Here is a 19,224-nt window from a genome sequence, read left to right on the forward strand (position 1 = left end):
CCTGGTACACGCCGGGCCGCCCTCAGTCGTTTTCAGGTGCAGGGGGGGAGATGATGAGGTGCTACGCCTTGGCGGGCTGCACCGTCAGGGCCGTCGCGACGTCGGACGCCACGGTGGCGGGGTCCCACTGGTGCGAGGAGTTCCCGCTCGACGTGGGGTCGTGCACCGTGACGGCACCGTTGTCGCCCGGGGTCACGAGCACCCAGTGCGGCGTCGCGCCGAGAGCGCCGCCGCCGGTCTGTGCCAGCACGTAGGTGTCGTCGCCGAGGGCCTTCGCCAGGGCGTCGCCCGTGGCCGCGGTACCCGGCGCGGCTGCCTGGTCGGGGCCGTCGCCCTCGGGGGAGTCCTGGCCCGCGTCCTGCCCGGGGGCCGCGGTGCCGGCGAGGTCGAGTGCCGCCACGGCGAGCCCGAGGTCGCCGCCCTTCTCGGTGAAGAACGAGGCGTCGGTGCCCGAGTCGCCGGAGGCCTTGCCGGCGTCGGTAGCCGCCTGGGCGATGGTCGCGGGGGTCTGGTCGGCGTTCCCAAGGAGGGCGATGCGGGCCATGGCGCAGGCGATGGGGCCCGAGCCGGTCACGGCGAGCGGGGAGCCGCCGTAGTCGAGGTAGCCCCAGCGGGCGTCCCAGCCGTAGAGCGCTGGGACCTCGCCTTGGGCCACGGCGTCGTCGTAGGGCTGGGCGGTGTCGTGGTCTGAGGACGTCCAGCCGTAGACGAAGCCCACGGCGCCGGGCTCGGCGAGGGCGAGCCGGATGAGGGGCTCGGGGTACTCGGAGCCGCGCTCCGCGATCTCGGCCAGCTGGGAGTCGCGGGAGAGGGCCTGCCTGAGCGAGTTCTGGAGGTCGTCGGGCAGGTCCTGGGACACCGCGGGGCCTTGGTCCCGCGAGGGCGCCGACGACACGCACGAGACCACCGAGGAGACGACGAGCACCACCGCCACGAGGACGACGGCCACAAGGACGATGAGGCGCGGGTCGAGCGCGCCCAGGCGCCCGCGGCGCCCGGCGAAGTTGATGGGGTGGCGCTGGAGCTGGTAGCCGCTCGCGTTGCGGCGGCGTTGGGCCGGGGTCTGGTAGCCGCGGCCGTGCAGCTGCGGCGGCTGGCCCTGGGCACGTCTCCGCGAGGAGGACCGGCTGCCGTGGCTTGAGCGACGCCCGGACCCGTTGCCCAGGGGCGGACGCCCGTTTCCCATCTGCGGACTCTCGTTCACGGGACCTCCCGTATCATTTACGAATCTTGTTCCTCGGGTAACCAATCATAAACCCTCGGCCGGCGAGGACGCCTTTGTCAGGGACCCTGCAAAAGGGCCGACGGCGCCGATCCAGCCGTCCGCCGACGCTTTGGTACCGTCCGCCGGACATGTTTTGTTACGAAGTCGATAATTGAGGGGAAATACTGCCCTCAAAAGGTCCAGACAGGGGCAAACTGCCTGCAAGCCGACCAGCTCGACCGAGCGGCCCCGGTTCATGCGCCACGATGAATGGCGCGCCGAGGAAACCAAGGCAAAGGTGATTTTTTTGGTCAAGGGACGCAACAACAGGCAGGATGCCATCCGCGAGATCGTGCGCGGCAAGAGCATTCGCACCCAGCGCGTCCTTGTCCAAGAGCTTGAGGACGCCGGCTATGCCTGCACCCAGGCCACGGTCTCCCGCGACATCGCCGACATGGGCCTGCGCAAGCTGCCCGAGGGCGTGTACGTCCTCGCCGAGGACCTCCACCTCCAGCGCATGGTCTCCGAGCTCGTGACCGACGTCAACCACTCCGGCAACCTCGTGCTCGTCAAGGCGCAGCCCGGCACCGCGTCGGGCATCGCCGCGGCCATCGACGCCGCGGACCTCCCAGAGGTCGTCGGGACCCTCGCCGGCAACGACACCATCCTGGTGGTCGCGACCTCCCCCGAGAGCGCGGAGGCGTTCGAGGGCCACATCAACAAGCTCCGCAACTTCCGATGATGGCGGCCATCCGGTAGGCCTCGAGCCTCCGGGTGTCCGCGCCCCAGACCCCAGGCGACGCCTGTCCGGCGCCCGTCTGGCCGCGCATGCCCCGCCGAGGCGGTGCGTGCGTCTGTCTTCAAGCAAAGACCCGCTCACACAACAGAACAGCCTGGGACGGCCCCTCCTCGCGGGGGACCGTCGTCGACGGCACCCATCGTCAAGGAGCAGAGCCATGACCGCTACCGCCACCGCTACCGCCACCGCCAACACCGCCGCCCCCAAGGGAAAGGTCGTCCTCGCCTATTCCGGCGGTCTCGACACCTCCTGCCTCATCCCCTGGCTCCAAGACCAGGGCTTTGAGGTCGTCACCGCCATCGCCGCCCTCGGACAGCCCGGCTCCTCGGACATCGACCACATCGCCCAGAAGGCCGTCTCCCTCGGCGCCACCGCCTCCTACGCCGTCGACATGCGCGAGGAGTTCTGCGAGGACGTCTGCGCCTGTGCCATCAAGGCCAACGGCATGTACGAGAACCGCTACCCGCTCCTCTCCGCCCTGTCCCGCCCCGTCATCTGCAAGCACCTCGTGGACATCGCCCACAAGGAGGGTGCCGTGGCCATCGCCCACGGCTGCACCGGGAAGGGCAACGACCAGGTACGCTTCGAGCTGGAGTGCAAGGCCCTGGACCCCGACCTCGAGATCCTCGGGCCCGTGCGCGACTGGGACCTCCTCACCCGCTCCCAGGAGATCGAGTACTGCGCCGACCACGGCATCTTCATCGAGGTGACCAAGTCCTCGCCCTACTCCATCGACGAGAACGTGTGGGGCCGCGCCATCGAGTGCGGTGTGCTCGAGAACCCCTGGAACGAGCCGCCCTGCGACGCCTGGGTCATGACCGTCGACCCCATCGAGGCCCCCGACCAGCCCTGCGACGTCGTGGTCTCGTTCGAGTCGGGCAGGCCCGTGGCCCTCAACGGCGAGCCCATGGCCATGCTCGCCCTCATCGGCAAGCTCAACAACATCGCCGGCGGCAACGGCTTCGGGCGCATCGACATGATCGAGGACCGCGTCATCGGCATCAAGAGCCGCGAGTGCTACGAGCAGCCCGCCGCCCTCGCCCTCATCACCGCTCACAAGCACCTCGAGTCGCTCTGCCTGCCCGGCGACGTCCTGGCCGTCAAGCTGCAGCTCGAGCACGAGTGGGCCAAGCAGGTCTACGGCGGCCTCTGGTTCAGCCCCCTCAAGGACGCCCTCGACTCCTTCTTCGAGTCCACCCAGCAGACCGTCACCGGCGACGTGCGCCTGCGCTTCTACAAGGGTTCCTGCACCGTCACCGGCGTCAAGAGCGACAGCTCCATGTACGACTTCGGCCTCGCCACCTACGACGAGGGCGACACCTACGACCGCTCCGCCGCCAAGGGCTTCATGGATCTCTACGGCTTGCCCAACAAGGTGTGGGCCCAGCGCACCCTGGGCCAGGGAGCTCCCTGCGACGCCCCTGCGGCCGCCTGCGACCCCAAGCCTCTCGTGGTGAGCGTGGAGCCCTCCGGCGCCGCCGCCAAGGTCACCCTGTACAAGTAGACGAAAATCCGAGGTGGACGACCCATGGAAAGCCAGCAGAACCAAGCCCCGAAGCCCCTCTGGTCAGGCCGCTTCGACGCCACGCCCTCGGGCGAGCTTGAGCTCTTCGGGGCGTCGCTGACGTTCGACCGGCGCCTGTGGCGCGAGGACATCGCCGGATCCGTCGCCCACGCCACGATGCTCGGCCGTCAGGGCGTGCTCGACGAGGCCGACGTGGACGCCATCCGCGCCGGGCTCGCCCGGATTGCCGACGAGATCGAGGCCGGCACGTTCGTCTTCGACCCCACGGTGGACGAGGACGTGCACATGGCCATCGAGCGCGTGCTCACCGAGCGCATCGGCCCGGCGGGCGGGCGGCTCCACACCGGGCGGTCGCGCAACGACCAGACCGTCACCGACGGCCGCCTCGCGGCCAAGGGCTTCGCGGCCTCGTTGCATGACGCCGCCCTCGACCTCGTGGCCGCCCTCGCGGAGCGGGCGGAGGGGGAGTCCGGCGTCGTGATGCCCGGATACACGCACCTCCAGCCCGCCCAGCCGGTCCTCCTGTCCCACCACCTGCTGGCCTACGCGTGGATGCTCCTGCGCGACTGCCGCCGCTTCGACGCGGCCCTCGACGCCGCGGACGCCTCGCCGCTCGGCTCGGCGGCCCTGGCCGGCACCACCTACCCGCTGGACCGCGCCATGACGGCCGGGGCCATGGGCTTCTCCTCGGTCATCCCCAACTCCATGGACGCCGTGGCCGACCGCGACTTCGTGTGCGACCTCGTCTACGCCTGCTCCATGTGTCAGATGCACCTCTCGCGCCTCTGCGAGGAGCTCATCGTCTGGTCCACGGCGGAGTTCGGCTTCGTGGAGATGGACGACGCCCACTCCACGGGGTCGTCCATCATGCCGCAGAAGAAGAACCCCGACTTCTGTGAGCTTGTGCGCGGCAAGACCGGCCGCGTCTACGGCGACCTCGTCTCCATCCTCACGGTCCTCAAGGGCATCCCGCTCACCTACGACAAGGACCTCCAGGAGGACAAGGAGCCCATGTTCGACGCCTTCGACACCGTGCTGGGCTCGCTCCATGCCGTCACGGGCATGGTGCGCACCATGAGGGTGAGGTCCGACCGCATGGCCGAGGCGGCCCACGAGGGCTTCATGGCGGCCACGGACCTCGCCGACTACCTCGTGGGCAAGGGCATGCCGTTCCGGGAGGCCCACGGCGTGGTGGGCCGCGTGGTGGCCGACTGCGTCAAGGCCGGCGTGACGCTCCAGGATCTCACGGCCGAGGAGCTCCGCAGCTGGTCGCCGCTCTTCGGCGACGATGCCCCCGATGCCGTGGCCATCGACGCCGTGGTCTCGCGGCGCACCACGTTCGGAGGCACCGCCCCCGACGCCGTGGCCGAGCAGCTCGCCCTCCTCAAGGAGGCTGTTGCGGGGGAGGCGCGCTAGGGGTCCGCGGCCCGCGCGGCTGGGGTCGTCCTCCAGATGGACCGCCCCCTGATGGGGGGCACTTAGGGGTTCCCAAAGAAGAGGGGCCCGGCGACCGTCTCGATCGCCGGGCCCCTTGTTCGGTTCCCTGTGGGGGTGCCGGGCAGGGCGCCCGCGGCGTCAGCCCGTCGGGGTCGTGCCGCCCGCGGTATCGCCTCCGGCCCCGCCGTTGCCGCCGGCGCCACCGCCCGTATCTCCGCCGGTGCCTGTGCCGCCGTTGCCGCCCGTGCCTCCGGTGCCGGTGCCTCCCGCTGCATCGCCGCCGGTGGCCCCGCCCTGGGAGGGCGTCGTGGGTGTCGTGGCGCCGCCCTGGCCCTGCCCGTTGTCGGTGGGTGCCGTGGGCTGCTCGGTCGTCGTGGTGGTCGTGGTCTCCTCTGTCACCGTGGTCTCCTCAGGGGGCGTCTGGGCGGCGCGGGACGACGACCTGGAGCCGCCGTTCGAGGAGGACCCGGTGTTCTTGGCAAACGACCAGGTGCTGTTGGCCTTGTAGGTGGGCCTGGCGTCGGCGTCGGGGAACTCTGCCCTGGGGGTGTCTCCCAGGTAGGCCTTCACGAACTGGCCGAAGATGGGGCACGAGCTGTTGGAGGGGTGGCCGTCGGAGCCGTCGATGAAGACGGTCTTGGAGGAGTCGGGGTAGCCCGTCCACACCGCCACGGCGATCTGGGGCGTGTAACCGCAGAACCACAGGTTGTCGGCGTACTCGGTGGTGCCCGTCTTGCCGGCGATGGGCTGGTCGATGCCGTAGGACGACACCACCTTGGCCGTGCCGCTCCCGGAGGTGACCACGCCCTCGAGGACGTCGGTGGCCGCCGCCGCCACTGCGGGGTCGAGGGCCTGGGTGGGCGTGTCCTTGTGCTCGTAGACCTGGTTGCCGTTGCGGTCCTCGATCTTGGTGATGGCCACGGCGTCGCGGTGCACGCCGCCGGAGGCCAGGGTCGAGTAGGCCTCGGCCATCTGGATGACGGGGACGGGGATGGTGCCCAGGGTGATGGAGTCGTAGGCGGGGAGGTCCTCGGTGATGCCCATGTCCTTGGCGCACTTGACGATGCTCTGGCCGCCGACGGCCTGGGCCACCTGGACGTAGCCGGTGTTGGAGGAGAGCTCGGTGGCTTTCCTCAGCGTGATGGTGCCGTATGAGACGCCGCCGTAGTTCTTGACGGTCCAATTGGACGAGACTTTGAGCGGTGAGTTGCAGTTGAGGTAGACGTCGGGGTCCATGCCGTCTCGAATGGCCGCCACGAGCGTAAAGGCCTTGAACGAGGAGCCCGGCTGGCGCATGCCCTGGGTGGCCAGGTTCACCTGGTTCTTGGAGAAGTCGCTGCCGCCCACCATGGCCTTGATGTAGCCCGTGGAGGGGTCCACGGCCACGAGGGCGCTCTCGAGGCCCTCCTGGCCGATGGCCTCCAGGCGGTCGGACACGGCCTTCTGCGCCTCCTGCTGGGCGTCGGGGTCGATGGTGGTGTAGACCTTGAGGCCGCCCTTCATGACGGTGTCGCTGGAGAAGTCCTCCGACAGCACTTCCTTGATGTACTGCGTCCAGTAGGGGTAGACGCCGGTATTCGACATGGTGTTGGACCCCGGGTTGAGCTCCAAAGGCGTGTTGTGGGCCTCGTCGTACTCCTCTTGCGAGATGTCGCCGGCGTCCAGCATGCGCTTGAGCACGAGGTTGCGGCGCTTGACGGAGGCCTCGGGGTTTTGGGTGGGGTCGAACATGGTGGGGGAGTTGGGGATGCCCACGAGAAGGGCGGCCTGGGCCAGGGTGAGGTCCTTGGCCGTGGTGTTGAAGTAGGTCTTGGCCGCAGCCTCGATGCCGTAGGCGCCGTTGCCGTAGTAAATGGTGTTCAAGTACATGTTGAGGATCTGGTCCTTGGAGTACTTCTTCTCCATCTCCACGGCGATGTAGGCCTCGCGCACCTTGCGCTTGAGGGTGCGGTCGAACTGCTCGTCGGAGAGCACTGTGTTGCGCACGAGCTGCTGGTCGATGGTGGAGGCGCCCTCGGAACCGCCGACAAGCGTCACAAGCGCCGCGCGGGCGATGCCTTGGGGGTCGACGCCGTTGTGCTGGTAGAAGCGGATGTCCTCGGTGTCGACGGTGCCCGTGAGCACGTAGGGCGAGATCTCGGAGAGCTCAACGTTGCGCCGGTTCTCGGCCATGAACTCCGCGATGACGTTGCCCTTGGAGTCGTAGACCGTGGTGGGCTCCGACACCACGTAGGCGTCTGGCGAGTCGAAGTCGGGAAGGTCTTGGAGCCACCCCTCCACGATGGAGCCGACGGAAAAGGCAAGGGCGATGACGACGAGGGCTATGAAACCAAAGAGTCCGGCTGCGCCGAACCCAGCGATGTGGGTGCGTGAGTGCTTGCGGGCACGTCGCGTCCTGATTCCCATGTAGCGACCTCCTTTGGGGGCTTGGTCGCTAGTCATTATCAAGGAACCGAGGGCCGAAGGGGCCTGCTTGTGCGTGTCTCCACGGCATTTTGGAAACGGTGGGGGTTCTCGGAGCCGATGCGCAGAAAATGGCCCCTCGTTCGTCAGGCTGTTTTCAGTGGTTTTGATAGCGGTTATACTTCGGCCCATATGAAACGACGCAACGAAACAGGAGGGGCTTGAATGAAGGAGAAACGCGAGGTCCGCAGCAAGAACCCCGGCCTCAAGCGCGCCTTTAAAAGAGCCGCCGTCTCCGCCTGTGCGGCCGCTGCGGTCTCGTTGGCCTTGGCGGTGCCGGCCTTTGCCGCCTGCGGTCCGGTGGTGCTCGACGCGGGCCACGGCGGCGGCGATTCTGGCGCGGTGGGAAACGGCCTCACGGAGAGCAACCTCACGTGGAGGATCACCAAGTACGCCGAGGAGCGCCTTAAGCAGCTGGGCATCCCCACGGTCATGGCGCGCGCCTCGGAGAACTCAAATCCGTCGCTCTACCAGCGCAACAAGGTGGCGCAGGATGTGAAGGCGCGAGCCATCGTCTCGTTTCACATCAACAGCGGCGGCGGCACCGGCGCCGAGGTGCTCGTGGCCAACAACGCCGCATACAACAATTTCTGCGCCTCTGAGACCCAGTCGTTCGGCCGCGACGTGCTGTCGCGACTCTCGTCTCTGGGCCTCTACAATCGCGGGAACAAGCCGCGCGACTACCCGTCGGGCTCCACGGTGTCGCTCTATGCGAGCGCCCAGTCGTCCGACTATTACGCCATCGTGCGCAATGCCCGCGCTTCGGGCTTTTCGGGCGCCATCATCGAGCACGGCTTCATCGACAGGGGCGACGACGCCCTCAAGTTCAAGAGCGATGCCTTTTTGAAGCAGCTTGGCTATGCCGACGCCGAGGCCATCGCCCGTCAGTGGCCCAACAGCTACAGCCGGCCTGCCGCCAGCTCCTATAGCAGCCGTTGGGTGGCGTCTGGAAGCCGTTGGCGCTGGTTCGACGTCTCCGGGGCCTACGGCTCCTATGCCGCTGGCAGGTGGGTCGACTCCGGCGGTAGCCGCTACTACATCGGCGGCGACACCTACATGGTGACCGGTTGGGCGAAGATATCCAACCAGTGGTACTACTTCAACGCCCCTAACGGCGACATGGCCAAGGGCTGGAAACAGGTCGGCGGCCAGTGGTACTGGCTGCGCCCGTCCGGCAACGGCTACGGCCCTGTCGGTTCCATGGGCACGGGCTGGCTCCAGCTTGACGGTCAGTGGTACTACCTTGACGGCTCGGGCGCCCGCGTCGAGGGCTGGCGCGACATCGACGGCAAGCGCTACTACTTCATGCCCGGGTCCGGTCGGATGGTCACCGGCGTCCAGACGATCAATGGCGTCCAGTATCGGTTCGACGGCTCCGGGGCCTGCCAGGGGCAGGTGAACAAGACCGGATGGAGCTTTGAGAACGGCGCTTGGTATTACTACGAGAACGGCAAGAAGGCCACGGGCTGGAAGGACGTCTCCGGCCAGCGCTACTATCTCGATCCCGCCAACGGCGTCATGGCGCAGGGCTGGAAGAAGGTCTCGGGCACGTGGTACTGGTTCCGTACGTCCTCCGGGAGCGGTCCTGCCGGCTCGCTCGGGCGCGGCTGGCTCTCCGACGGCGGGCAGTGGTACTTCCTCGACCGCTCAAGCGGCGCCATGCGCACCGGCTGGGTCGACGACGGCGGCGCGCGCTACTGGCTGCGCGTCGACTCCTCGAGTGGCCCCGAGGGCTCCATGGGCAAGGGCTGGCTCGCCCGCGACGGCCACTGGTACTTCCTCGACCGCTCGAGCGGCGCCATGGCGCGCGGTTGGCGCGACATCGACGGCAAGCGCTACTGGTTCGACACGAGCGGCGCCATGGCCACGGGTACCCGGACCATCGACGGCAAGACCTGCGTCTTCGACGCCAGCGGTGCCCTTGTGTCCCAAAGCGTTGTGAAGAGCGGCTGGCAGACCGAGGGCAGCGCCCGCTACTACTACGAGAACGGCCGCAAGGTCACCGGGTGGATGTCCCTCGACGGCCACTGGTTCTTCTTCGACCGCTCCTCCGGCGCTATGCGCACCGGCTGGATCTCCGACGGCGGCAAGCGCTACTATCTGCGCACCAGCTCCGCGTACGGCCCCGTGGGCTCCATGGGGACCGGCTGGCTCTCCGACGGAGGCAAGCGCTACTTCCTCGACCGCTCGAGCGGCGCGGCCGCGACCGGCGTGCGCGTGGTGGACGGCAGGGTCTGCAACTTCGCCTCCGACGGCGCCCTCGCCTCCGACGGCCCCCTGAACGCTTGGTACGACGCCTCGTGGCGCCCGTCGAGCTCCTCGGTGTCGGGCTCCAAGGTCCACTTCTTCGACGCGAGCGGCAAGGAGGCCTGCACCCGCACCACCAACACCCCTGTCATGGGCTCCTCCTCCATGGGCAAGGACGCCTTCGTGAAGGTCTTCGCCGCCAAGATCCAGGGCAACTACCCGCAGGTCTATCGCTCCGACGCCAAGTACGGCGCCACCACGCCCGAGGCCTTTGCCGCCGCTGCGTGGAACGCCGCCACCTCCGAGGGCGTGCGCCCCGAGGTCCTGGCCGCCCAGGTGGGCAACGAGACCGGCTGGCTGCGCTTCGGCGGCATCGTCAACGCCAACCAGTGCAACTTCGGCGGCCTGGGCGCCCTCGACGGCAACGCCAACGGCAACGCCGCCACGTTCAAGAACGTGCAGGAGGGCCTGCTGGCCCAGGCCCAGCACCTCAAGGCCTACTCCTCCAAGGCGGCGCTCAGCCAAGCGTGCGTCGACCCCCGGTTCCACCTTGTGAACCGTGGCATCGCGCCCTACCTGGAGGACTACGGTGCCGACGGTCACGGCGGCCTCGTGTGGGCGAGCAACCGCCTCTACGGCCGCGACCTCTTGTCCGCCATGAGGTCTATCACCGGCTAGGGCGTCGCGCCGAGCGCGTTTGTAAGAGGGCCGCATCCGGGAGTGCCGGGTGCGGCCCTTCTTTGGGGTAGCATGGCTAGGCACACGCAACGACCCGGGCCACCGGGCAGAACGAAGGGATCGCCATGCTCAGCGCCGAGGAGCAGTTGAAGGTCATCGAGAGCGGCACGATGCAGATCGTGCCCTTGGCGGGGCTTAAGAAGAAGCTCGCCGAGGGACGCCCTCTCACCATCAAGCTGGGCGTGGATCCCACAAGTCCCGACCTGCACCTCGGCCATGCGGTGCCCCTGCGCAAGATGCGCCAGTTCCAGGACCTCGGCCACAACGTGGTGCTTATCATCGGCAGCGGCACCGCCCTTATCGGCGACCCGTCGGGGCGCGACTCCACCCGCCCGCCCCTCACCGAGGAGCAGGTGGAGGCCAACGCCGCCACCTACGTGGAGCAGGCCATGAAGGTGCTCGACCCCGAGCGCACCCGTGTGGTGTTCAACGGCGAGTGGTTGAAGCCCCTGGACCTCGCCCGGATGCTCGGCCTCATGGGCAAGTTCACCGTGGCCCGCATCCTGGAGCGCGAGGACTTCTCCAACCGCTACAAGAACCAGCAGCCCATCGCCTTGCACGAGTTCCTCTACCCGGTGCTGCAGGCCTACGATTCCGTGGTCGTGGAGGCCGACGTGGAGATGGGTGGCAACGACCAGATATTCAACCTTCTGGCCGGCCGCGACCTCATGGAGAAAAGCGGCATGGAGCCGCAGGTGGCCCTCACGATGCCGCTGCTGGTTGGCACGGACGGCGCCAAGAAGATGTCCAAGAGCTACGGCAACTACGTGGGCCTCACCGACGACGCGGCCGACATGTACGGCAAGCTCATGTCCATCCCCGACGAGCTCATCGCCACGTACTACCGCCTGGCCTCCACCCTTCCCGTGGACGAGGTGGACGCCATTGAGGCCGGGCTTTCCGACGGCACGGCCGACCCCTACCGCCTCAAGCGCGAGCTGGCCGCCAACATCTGCGACCTCTACCACGGCGAGGGGGCGGGCGAGAAGGCCGCGGCGGCTTTCGACGCCCTGTTCAAGGAGCACAAGCGCCCCGACGCGCCCGAAGTGGCCGTGGAGCTTGTCCCCAACGACGAGGGCTGCATCTACCTGCCGCCCGTGCTCGTGGCCTGCGGCCTGGCAAAGTCTGCCGGCGAGGCCCGGCGCCTCATCGACGGCGGCGCCGTGCGCCTGAACGACGAGCCGGTGGCGCCCAAGGACTACAACGTCGACCCGGCCCGCGTCGCGGGCGCCTTCGTCCAGGTGGGCAAGCGCCACGCCGCACAGCTGGTCTAGGCCGTGGGGAAGCGCTTTTTGGAGCTGTTGGCGCCGGCCGGCACAAAAGACGCCTTCTGGGCCGCCTTGGCAGGCGGTGCCGACGCCGTCTACTGCGGCTTGGGCAACGACTTCAACGCCCGCCGTGGCGCCGACAATTTTGACGACGAGACGTTCGCCACATGCTGCCGTGCCGCGCACGTGGCCGGCGCTCGGGTGTTCGTGACGTTCAACGTGGTCATCCAAGACGACGAGATGCCCCGCGCCCTGGCGAGCGTGGCCAGGGCCGTGCGCTTGGGCGCGGACGCCCTCATCGTCCAAGACTGGGGCCTCGCCGCCGAGGCCAAGCGCCGGTGGCCTGAGGTGGAGGTGCATGTCTCCACCCAGGCCAACGTGCAGGACCCTCACGGCGTGGCCTGGTGCGGCCAACAGGGTTTTGAACGCGTGACCCTGTCGCGCGAGCTCGCGCTTGACGAGATCGCCGCATGCTGCGCCACGGGAGTGGAGTGCGAGGTCTTTGGCCATGGGGCGCTGTGCTTTTGCTACTCCGGCCTCTGTCAGATGAGCTCGCTGCGCGGGCCTCGGTCGGCCAACCGCGGACTGTGCGCACAGCCCTGCCGGCTGCCCCACACCCTCGAGGACGCCTCGGGCAGAAGGCTCGGCCCCGTTTCGTGGGAGCGGGGCCTTTGTCCCAAAGACGCGCTCTCGCTGAGCCACTTGGCCGAGCTCGTGGACGCGGGCGCCGGCTCTCTCAAAGTGGAGGGCCGCATGAAGGCACCTGAGTACGTGCTCTCCGTGGTCTCCGCCTATCGAGAGGCCGTCGACGCCGCGGTGGGCGATGCCAAAGGGCCAGTCGACCCCGATGGGGCGCTTTACCGCCGGCTCAAGCGGGCCTTCAACCGCGACTTCACCGACGCCTATCTCATGGGCCGCTCGGGAAACGACATGATGAGCTACGAGCGCTCCAACAACCGCGGCGAGACCGTGGGCACGGTCATGGCCTGCTCTGCGTCCGAGGCGTCCGTGGCCTTGGACGCGCCCGTGGGCAAGGGCGACCTGCTCGAGTTTCGGCCGGTGGATGCCCCCGACACGTTCTTCTGCGTCACGGCCCAGGCAGACGCTGCCGCCGGTGCGCGCTTTGCCTGCCCCGTGCGGCGCCGAGTGCCTACGGGCACCCCGGTAAGGGTGCTGAGGAGCCAAGCGGCCCTTGACGCCGTCTCTGCCGTGGAGGGGCGCGCCTGGCCGAGACGTAGGCCCGTGGACGTGGCCGTGCGCTGCGTCCTCGGCGAGCCGCTGCGGGTGCGCCTGTCGTGCGCGGACGGCAGCGCTTGCGCCGAGGCCGTGGGCCCTGTGGTGGAGGCCGCGCGTACGAAGGAGCTGGTCGAGCAAGACGTCGCCGCCCATGTGGGCCGCATGGGGGAGACCCCTTTTGAGGCCGCCTCCATGGATGTGGAGCTCTCGCCCGGCTGCGGCATGGGCTTTTCTGTGCTGCACCGCGTGCGCGCCGAGGCGGCCTGCGCCCTGGTGGCCGCCATCGAGGCACCTTACGAGGAGCGTGCCGCTGCAGCGGCCGCGCCCCCGTCGTGGGAGGTATGGGGCGAGCAGTGCGCCGAGCGTCGCACACGGCGGGCAGGTAGCGCCCGACGCCGCGTTCCACGGGACGCCAAGGACCGTGAAGGGGCCCTGCGACAAGCGGCCCTTCGCGCCGAAGTTTGCTGCTTGGCGCCCTCGCCCGAGGTAGCCCATACCGCTTTTGAGGCCGGGGCAGGGCGCGTCTATGTGCCGGGAGACGAGCTTCTGGCCGCGCCCGAGGCCTTTCCGGCCGGCTGCATCCCCGTTTTGGACGAGGTCTGCCGCGAGCCCGACCACAGCCGCATCGACCCGCTCGTTGTGGCCGATGCCCCCGTCGCCGTGGGAAACGTGAGCGAGCTTGCCCTGGCGGCCGAGCGCGGGGCCGCCCCGGAGGTGCGCGGCTGCATTCCGGTGCACAACCGCAGCTGCGTGGAGGCCCTGGAGGAGGCGGGCGCCGCGGCGTTCTGGCTCTCTCCGGAGCTCACCGTGGCGCAGATGGCCCCGGTGTGCCGCGCCGCCTCGGTGCCTGTGGGGGTCACGGTGTACGGGGCCGTGCGCGCCATGACGAGCGAGCACTGCGTGCTCCAGATGGCCGACGCCTGCATCCATGACTGCGTTTGCTGCCGCCTGCGCGAGCGCGACCTTTACCTGCGAAACATCGACGACCGCAGGCTGCCCGTGCGCACCGACCGCCAGGGCCGCTCGCGCATTTGGTGGGACGAGCCCGCAGACTCCGTGCCCAAGGTGCGCGAGCTCTTGCTGGCAGGGGTGGAGCGCCTTTTGGTGGACGCCACCCTGCTCGACGCCGACGGTGCGGCCCGTCAGGTGCGTCGCGCCGCCGACGCCCTGACGGCCGTGGCGGCAGGAGAGGCCCTGCCCGCGCCGGAGCCCGGCAGCACCTTGGGCCATCTCTTCTCCAAGGTGGACTGAGGCGGGGTGCTTCGACGAATTTAGCTCTGTCGCTGTACAGGCGCCCCTGTTGGCCGGAATGGTCCGTTCGGACAACGACACATTCCGGCAAAAGGAGAGGGCCATGGCCGACGACGCCCAGAGCCATCGGGAAAGCCCCGCGAGACCCCAGCCTCCCGAGGCGATGCCGCCGTCCGGGAGTTCCGGCTCTCAGGGTGCGCTGGGCCACGGCCGGCGCACCCTGGCGATCGTGGCGTGCGTGACCGCCCTTGCGGGCCCGTGCCTGGGCGTGTGGGCCTTCTCGGCCGGCGCGGCGTCCGTAAACCGGCAGACATCGGCCCAGCAGCCGCAGGCCGCTTCCTCCTCGTCCTCAGGCACGGTTTCGGACGGCGCCGATGCCGGTGGGGGCGCCGTCACGTCTGTGGACGGCCTGGCATCCGGTGGCCGGGGCTATTGGCAGCTCGAGGTCAACGACCGCCCTGCCGCGGCCAGCACGCCGGTGGCCGCAGGCGACCGGGTGGAGTGCGACTTCGAGGACTTCAACTAGGACGTCCGGCGGGCGCCGGCGCCCGGCTCTTCTCAGGGCCTTCACCTATCGACGTCATGAAGCTGGTACCATGCCGAAAGAAAACACCTGCGCCTCGCCGGGATTTCGCGAGGCGCCGACCCAAAGGAGGCCCCTATGGCCGTTGACGAAGAGCTGCTCGAGAAGGTGCTCGATGCCGTGCGCCCCAGCCTGCAGGCTGACGGCGGCGACTGCGAGCTTGTGGGCGTGGACGAGAACGGCGTCGTCTCCCTCGAGCTCAACGGCGCATGCGCCGGCTGTGCCCTTTCGGGCATGACCCTTTCCATGGGTATCGAGCGCGTTCTCAAGGAGCACGTCCCCGGTGTCACCGCCGTCCGCGCCGTCTAGGGGTGAGCACCAGCGGGTCCGTTGAGGACAGGCGCACCAGGCCGCTTTCCATAAAACAAAACATGGCGTGGAACAGCGCGGGCTCGTTTTTCAACCTGCTCTGCCAGTGGCTTATCACCGTGCTTGTGCTGCGCCTCTCCGTGGGCTACGACGCAGCGGGCGTCTACTCCTATGTGATGAGCGTCTATCTCATCTTTGCGCCCGTGGTGGACTACCGCCTGTATGTCTATCAGATCAGCGACCTTCACGGCGAGCATACCCTGGGAGAGTACCTGGGGCTGCGGCTGATCACAGGGGGCCTGGGCATCGTCTTGCTCATGGCCTACTCCCTGGTCACAAGCGCTTCCGACCTGCTGCTTCCCATCTTTTGCTATGCCCTCTATAAAGTGGCCGCCACCACGCTCGATGCCGTGCACGGCTTTGAGCAGGTGCGCGGCCGCATGGACTACATCGGCATCTCCTACGCCCTCCAGGGCCTTGTGACCATCGTGGTGTTCGCCGGGGTCTTCGCGGCAACCCAGAACCTCACCCTCGCCCTGTTCTGCCTCTTTCTGGGCATGTGCGCCGTGGGCGTCTTCTACGACCTGCCCCATGGGCGCTACTTCACCGAGTTCAAGGTGGGCATTTCCTGGCCCAAGACCAAGCGCATGCTCGTGCGCTGCGCCCCTGCCGTGATCGCTTTCGTCACCATTTCGGGTGCCACGTCCGTTCCGCGCCAGTACCTGATGGTCGCCATGGGCGAGGCGGCCCTTGGCGCCTACGGGACCATGGCGGCCCCCATGGCCATCGTGCAGACCGGGGCGGCCTATATCTACAACCCGCTGCTGGGCTACTTCACCGACGCCTACGAGCGCGGCGACGGCGCCCGCTTCTGGAGGCTCATGGGCCTTGTGGCGGCAGGCATCGCGGCCATCGGCGTCGTGTGCATTGCGGGCGTGGAGCTGTTCGGCGAGTTTCTCTACACCCTCGTGTACGGCTCGCGCGTTGCAGACTATGTCTACCTCCTGCCGCCGCTCGTGGGGGCCTCGCTCGCCATTGCCTTTTTGAGCTTTATGGACAGCCTCGCCGCCGCGGTGCGCCTGTTCAAGATCAACCTTGCAGGCGGCGGCATTGCCCTGGCGGTCTCCCTTGCGGCCATGGTGCCCCTGGTGGCGGCGTTCCAGCTCAACGGCGTCACGTTTGCCGTCGTCCTCTCCTGCCTGTGCGGGGGCGGCTTTAACATGCTCGCGCTACGCCGCTCCATGGCAAAACGCTTTAGCCAGGGGGAGGGGAGCGGCCCTGTGGGGCGCCCCTAATCGAAAAAAGACCTTATCCGCTCGAAAGGAGCCTGCCATGGTCTTGTCGGACCGAGACATCAAACGAAAGCTTGCCGAGGGCCGCATCGTCATCGAGCCCTTGCTCGACCGCGACGTGCAACCGGCCTCCGTCGACGTCCGCTTGGGCGCCAACTTCAGGATCTTCCGCAACTCCACCCACGCCTTCATCGACCCCATGGCCGACCAGCCCGACCTCACGGAGGAGGTCGTGGTGGAGCCGGGCGAGGCCTTCATCCTGCACCCGGGCCAGTTCGCCCTCGGCACCACCCGGGAGCGCATCGTGCTCCCCGACGACGTCCTCGGCAAGCTCGAGGGCAAGTCGACCCTGGGGCGCCTGGGCCTCATGATCCACTCCACCGCCGGCTACGTCGACCCCGGCTGGGACGGCGAGCTCACGCTCGAGCTCTCCAACGTGGCCACGCTGCCCATCATGCTGCGCCCCGGCATGCGCATCGGCCAGTTGAGCTTCGAGCGCATGAGCAGCCCCGTGGAGCGGCCCTATGGGTCGGCGGCCTTGGGCAGCCACTACCAGGGGCAGATGGGCGCAACCGCCTCCCGGGTGCTCACCGACTGAGATGCGGCCCACGATTTAAGCTTGATGTGAAACAATGCAATATGATGAGGATTACGCCTTTGCTCGATTGAAGGCGTAGCCTAGTGTGCCGGCCGCAACGGCGGTCGGTTTTTTATCTGCCGAGCTGAGGGGAAGGGAAGGACCTTGAACAAGCGGGCCTTTCTTTTTCTGGGGGCGCTCCTCTGCGGCGCCGTGGCGTTTGGTGCGCCCACGGCCGCGCGGGCCGAGGCGCTTCCGTCAAATTACGCGAAAATCTATGTTGTGTCGGGTGCCGACACCGACGCCATCGTCTTGGAGAGCGTGCGCGACGGCCAAAAGGTCTTTGGCGTCGTGGACGCCGGCGAGGACGACGACGCCCCCGACGGCAGCGACCCGCGCTACCCTGCGCGCCCGGGCATTACCCGCGGGTCCGGCATCACCGACCGCGTGTTCGCGCTGCTCGACGGCTTGGGCGCCACCGCTGACAACGTGGAGTTCTTTATCGGCACGCATCCCCACAGCGACCACATCGGCGGCGCCGACGAGCTGATAGAGCGCTACCGCCCTGAGCGCGTGTACCTGATGCCCTACAACGACGACTGCGTCTCGACACCCTCCCGCCTGTGGGACAACCTGTACGTCTACGACCAGGCCGTTGCCGCCGTCGAGTCTTGCGGGGCCGTGCTCGTCCAGTCGTTCGACCCTGCCGCGCCCGTCAATCCCGGCGTGACCACCGATGGGGACGGCAACGTGGTGGTGGACCCATCTCCGCAGGTGGGGAACCCGAGGTTCTCGCTGGGCGCCATGGAGCTCGAGGTGGTCAACTACGACCAGGACTACCTCTCCCAGCCCAAGTGGGACGCCAACGAGTTCTCGCTGGGCGTTGTCGTGTCCGCCAACGGGCACAGGGCCTTTCTGGCCGGCGACATCGACAACGTGGACGGCGACGAGGACCGCCTGGCCAGACAGGTGGGCAACGTGGACGTCATGAAGGTCGCCCACCACGGTTGGGCCAAGTCCAACACCTCGGCCCTCATGGAGGCCTTGGACCCCGACATGTGCGTGATGACCGCTCCCATGCGCACCGTCACCCCTTCGGACGCGCTGCTCGGCTGGCTTGCCGGTCGCAGACCCCTGGTCCAGTTCATGGATACCGGCACGGCGCGGCGTGCGGGCCTCGACTCCATCATCATCGACCTCACGGGCGCCGTCATCACCAACAACTGGCCGGAAGACGCCGACGCCACCTACGTGCGCAACGAGTCGCCCCACTGCGTGTCGATCGTGGGCGGCCACCTCAAGCCCTTGGTCGGCTGGCACACGGACCCGGCCGGGAACCGCCGTTATTTCGACGACAGCTGCTTTGCGGCGGAGAGCCGCTGGGTGAGCGCCGACGGCGGGCGCTATTGGGTGGACGCCGAGGGCCTGGTGGCCAGCGGCGGCACCGCCAAGATGGACGACGGCTCCATGCGCCTTTTTGATGCGGGCGGGAAGCTGGTGGAGGGCAGCGGCTGGAAGCTGTTGTCCGGCCGCTACTACCTGCTCGACCGAGACTCCCGGGTTCTCATCGGCTGGCAGAGAGTGGGTGGCGACACCTACTACCTCGACCCCCAGACCGGCGTTATGGCCACGGGTTGGACCAAGGCGGGCGATGACTGGTACTGGCTGCGTCCCAACGGCGCCAGGGGGTCCGGCTGGCTCAACGACCGCGGCGCCTGGTACTTCCTCGACCGCTCCTCGGGCGCCATGCAGGTCGGATGGCTCAACGTGGACGGCTCGCGCTACTTCTTTGACAGGGGAACGGGCGTCATGGCCACCGGCTGGACCAAGGTCGACGGCACGTGGTACTGGCTGCGCCCCACGGGCTCCTCATGGGGCCCGCAAGGGTCGGTGGGCACAGGATGGCTCCAGGACGGCGGCCGGTGGTACTACCTCTCGGGCTCCGGCGCCATGACCACGGGGTGGCAGCGCGTCGGCGGCGCCTGGTACTGGCTGCGCCCCACGAGCTCCCCGTACGGCCCGGAGGGTTCTATGGGCACAGGCTGGCTCGACGACGGCGGCACGTGGTACCACCTGTCTGGCTCCGGCGCCATGGACACCGGCTGGCTCAAGAAGGGCGGCTCCTGGTATTGGCTGGCAAGCTCCGGCGCCATGCAGGTCGGCTGGCAGCGAGTGGGCGGCACGTGGTACTACCTCGACCCCAAAACGGGCGGGGCCATGGTCACGGGCACTGTGGTCATCGACGGGCGGCAGGAGCGGTTCTCGTCGTCCGGTGCCTGGTTGGGCTAGGCCGTC

Annotated in this window: 13 protein-coding genes; 11 read left to right on the top strand and 2 right to left on the bottom strand. The window is 68.3% G+C overall.

The annotated features are described in order from the left end of the window. Positions 1-61: 61 nt before the first annotated feature. Entirely contained in the window at positions 62-1,204 is a 1,143-nt protein-coding gene (locus OR600_RS03365; RefSeq protein ID WP_265590654.1) for a hypothetical protein, read from the bottom strand. A gap of 307 nt (positions 1,205-1,511) precedes the next feature. Here OR600_RS03365 and OR600_RS03370 point away from each other — a divergent pair, with 307 nt between their 5' ends. The 3 genes from OR600_RS03370 (at position 1,512) to argH (ending at position 4,944) form a co-directional block, all read left to right on the top strand. After that, positions 1,512-1,946 (top strand): arginine repressor, encoded by a 435-nt coding sequence (locus OR600_RS03370; RefSeq protein ID WP_135977742.1) that lies wholly within the window; start codon positions 1,512-1,514, stop codon positions 1,944-1,946. Between the two features lie 214 nt (positions 1,947-2,160). Then, positions 2,161-3,507 (top strand): argininosuccinate synthase, encoded by a 1,347-nt coding sequence (locus OR600_RS03375; RefSeq protein ID WP_265590655.1) that lies wholly within the window; start codon positions 2,161-2,163, stop codon positions 3,505-3,507. Between the two features lie 24 nt (positions 3,508-3,531). After that, positions 3,532-4,944 carry an argininosuccinate lyase gene (argH, locus tag OR600_RS03380; RefSeq protein ID WP_135977740.1) on the top strand — a complete coding sequence of 471 codons (1,413 nt, stop codon included), beginning with the start codon at positions 3,532-3,534 and terminating at the stop codon, positions 4,942-4,944. Between the two features lie 159 nt (positions 4,945-5,103). Here the strand turns inward: argH and OR600_RS03385 are convergent, their stop codons facing one another. After that, complete coding sequence (locus OR600_RS03385) at positions 5,104-7,371, bottom strand: transglycosylase domain-containing protein (protein WP_135977739.1); 2,268 nt, start codon at positions 7,369-7,371, stop codon at positions 5,104-5,106. Positions 7,372-7,593: 222 nt separating this feature from the next. Between OR600_RS03385 and OR600_RS03390 the strand changes: the two genes are divergently transcribed. The 8 genes from OR600_RS03390 to OR600_RS03425 all read left to right on the top strand — a co-directional run bounded on the left by OR600_RS03390 (position 7,594) and on the right by OR600_RS03425 (position 19,218). Further along, on the top strand, positions 7,594-10,353 hold the full coding sequence (locus OR600_RS03390; protein ID WP_265590657.1) for an N-acetylmuramoyl-L-alanine amidase: 2,760 nt from the start codon (positions 7,594-7,596) through the stop codon (positions 10,351-10,353). A gap of 125 nt (positions 10,354-10,478) precedes the next feature. Next, positions 10,479-11,687, top strand: a complete 1,209-nt coding sequence (gene tyrS, locus OR600_RS03395) for a tyrosine--tRNA ligase (RefSeq protein ID WP_265590658.1) — start codon at positions 10,479-10,481, stop codon at positions 11,685-11,687. An 18-nt stretch (positions 11,688-11,705) separates the two neighbouring features. Continuing rightward, positions 11,706-14,168, top strand: coding sequence for a peptidase U32 family protein (locus tag OR600_RS03400; protein ID WP_265590659.1), 2,463 nt, complete (start codon positions 11,706-11,708; stop codon positions 14,166-14,168). Positions 14,169-14,271: 103 nt separating this feature from the next. Then, positions 14,272-14,694 (top strand): hypothetical protein, encoded by a 423-nt coding sequence (locus tag OR600_RS03405; protein WP_265590660.1) that lies wholly within the window; start codon positions 14,272-14,274, stop codon positions 14,692-14,694. 135 nt (positions 14,695-14,829) lie between these two features. Further along, the gene (locus tag OR600_RS03410) at positions 14,830-15,060 is read left to right on the top strand and encodes a NifU family protein (RefSeq protein ID WP_135977734.1); all 231 of its coding nucleotides are present in this window, start codon (positions 14,830-14,832) and stop codon (positions 15,058-15,060) included. Positions 15,061-15,122: 62 nt separating this feature from the next. After that, positions 15,123-16,355 (top strand): lipopolysaccharide biosynthesis protein, encoded by a 1,233-nt coding sequence (locus OR600_RS03415; protein WP_135977733.1) that lies wholly within the window; start codon positions 15,123-15,125, stop codon positions 16,353-16,355. 37 nt (positions 16,356-16,392) lie between these two features. Then, entirely contained in the window at positions 16,393-16,950 is a 558-nt protein-coding gene (gene dcd, locus OR600_RS03420) for a dCTP deaminase (RefSeq protein ID WP_265590661.1), read from the top strand. 144 nt (positions 16,951-17,094) lie between these two features. Beyond that, the gene (locus OR600_RS03425) at positions 17,095-19,218 is read left to right on the top strand and encodes an MBL fold metallo-hydrolase (RefSeq protein ID WP_265590663.1); all 2,124 of its coding nucleotides are present in this window, start codon (positions 17,095-17,097) and stop codon (positions 19,216-19,218) included. Positions 19,219-19,224: the final 6 nt, after the last annotated feature.

The sequence above is a fragment of the Granulimonas faecalis genome (genome assembly GCF_022834715.1).
Classification (GTDB): Bacteria; Actinomycetota; Coriobacteriia; order Coriobacteriales; family Atopobiaceae; genus Granulimonas; species Granulimonas faecalis.

Bases quoted from the DNA above. Each gene is read 5' to 3' on its own strand.
- OR600_RS03415 (WP_135977733.1), top strand. From the start codon at position 15,123: ATGGCGTGGAACAGCGCGGGCTCGTTTTTCAACCTGCTCTGCCAGTGG.
- OR600_RS03385 (WP_135977739.1), bottom strand. From the start codon at position 7,371: ATGGGAATCAGGACGCGACGTGCCCGCAAGCACTCACGCACCCACATC.
- argH (WP_135977740.1), top strand. From the start codon at position 3,532: ATGGAAAGCCAGCAGAACCAAGCCCCGAAGCCCCTCTGGTCAGGCCGC.
- tyrS (WP_265590658.1), top strand. From the start codon at position 10,479: ATGCTCAGCGCCGAGGAGCAGTTGAAGGTCATCGAGAGCGGCACGATG.
- OR600_RS03405 (WP_265590660.1), top strand. From the start codon at position 14,272: ATGGCCGACGACGCCCAGAGCCATCGGGAAAGCCCCGCGAGACCCCAG.
- dcd (WP_265590661.1), top strand. From the start codon at position 16,393: ATGGTCTTGTCGGACCGAGACATCAAACGAAAGCTTGCCGAGGGCCGC.
- OR600_RS03375 (WP_265590655.1), top strand. From the start codon at position 2,161: ATGACCGCTACCGCCACCGCTACCGCCACCGCCAACACCGCCGCCCCC.
- OR600_RS03390 (WP_265590657.1), top strand. From the start codon at position 7,594: ATGAAGGAGAAACGCGAGGTCCGCAGCAAGAACCCCGGCCTCAAGCGC.
- OR600_RS03410 (WP_135977734.1), top strand. From the start codon at position 14,830: ATGGCCGTTGACGAAGAGCTGCTCGAGAAGGTGCTCGATGCCGTGCGC.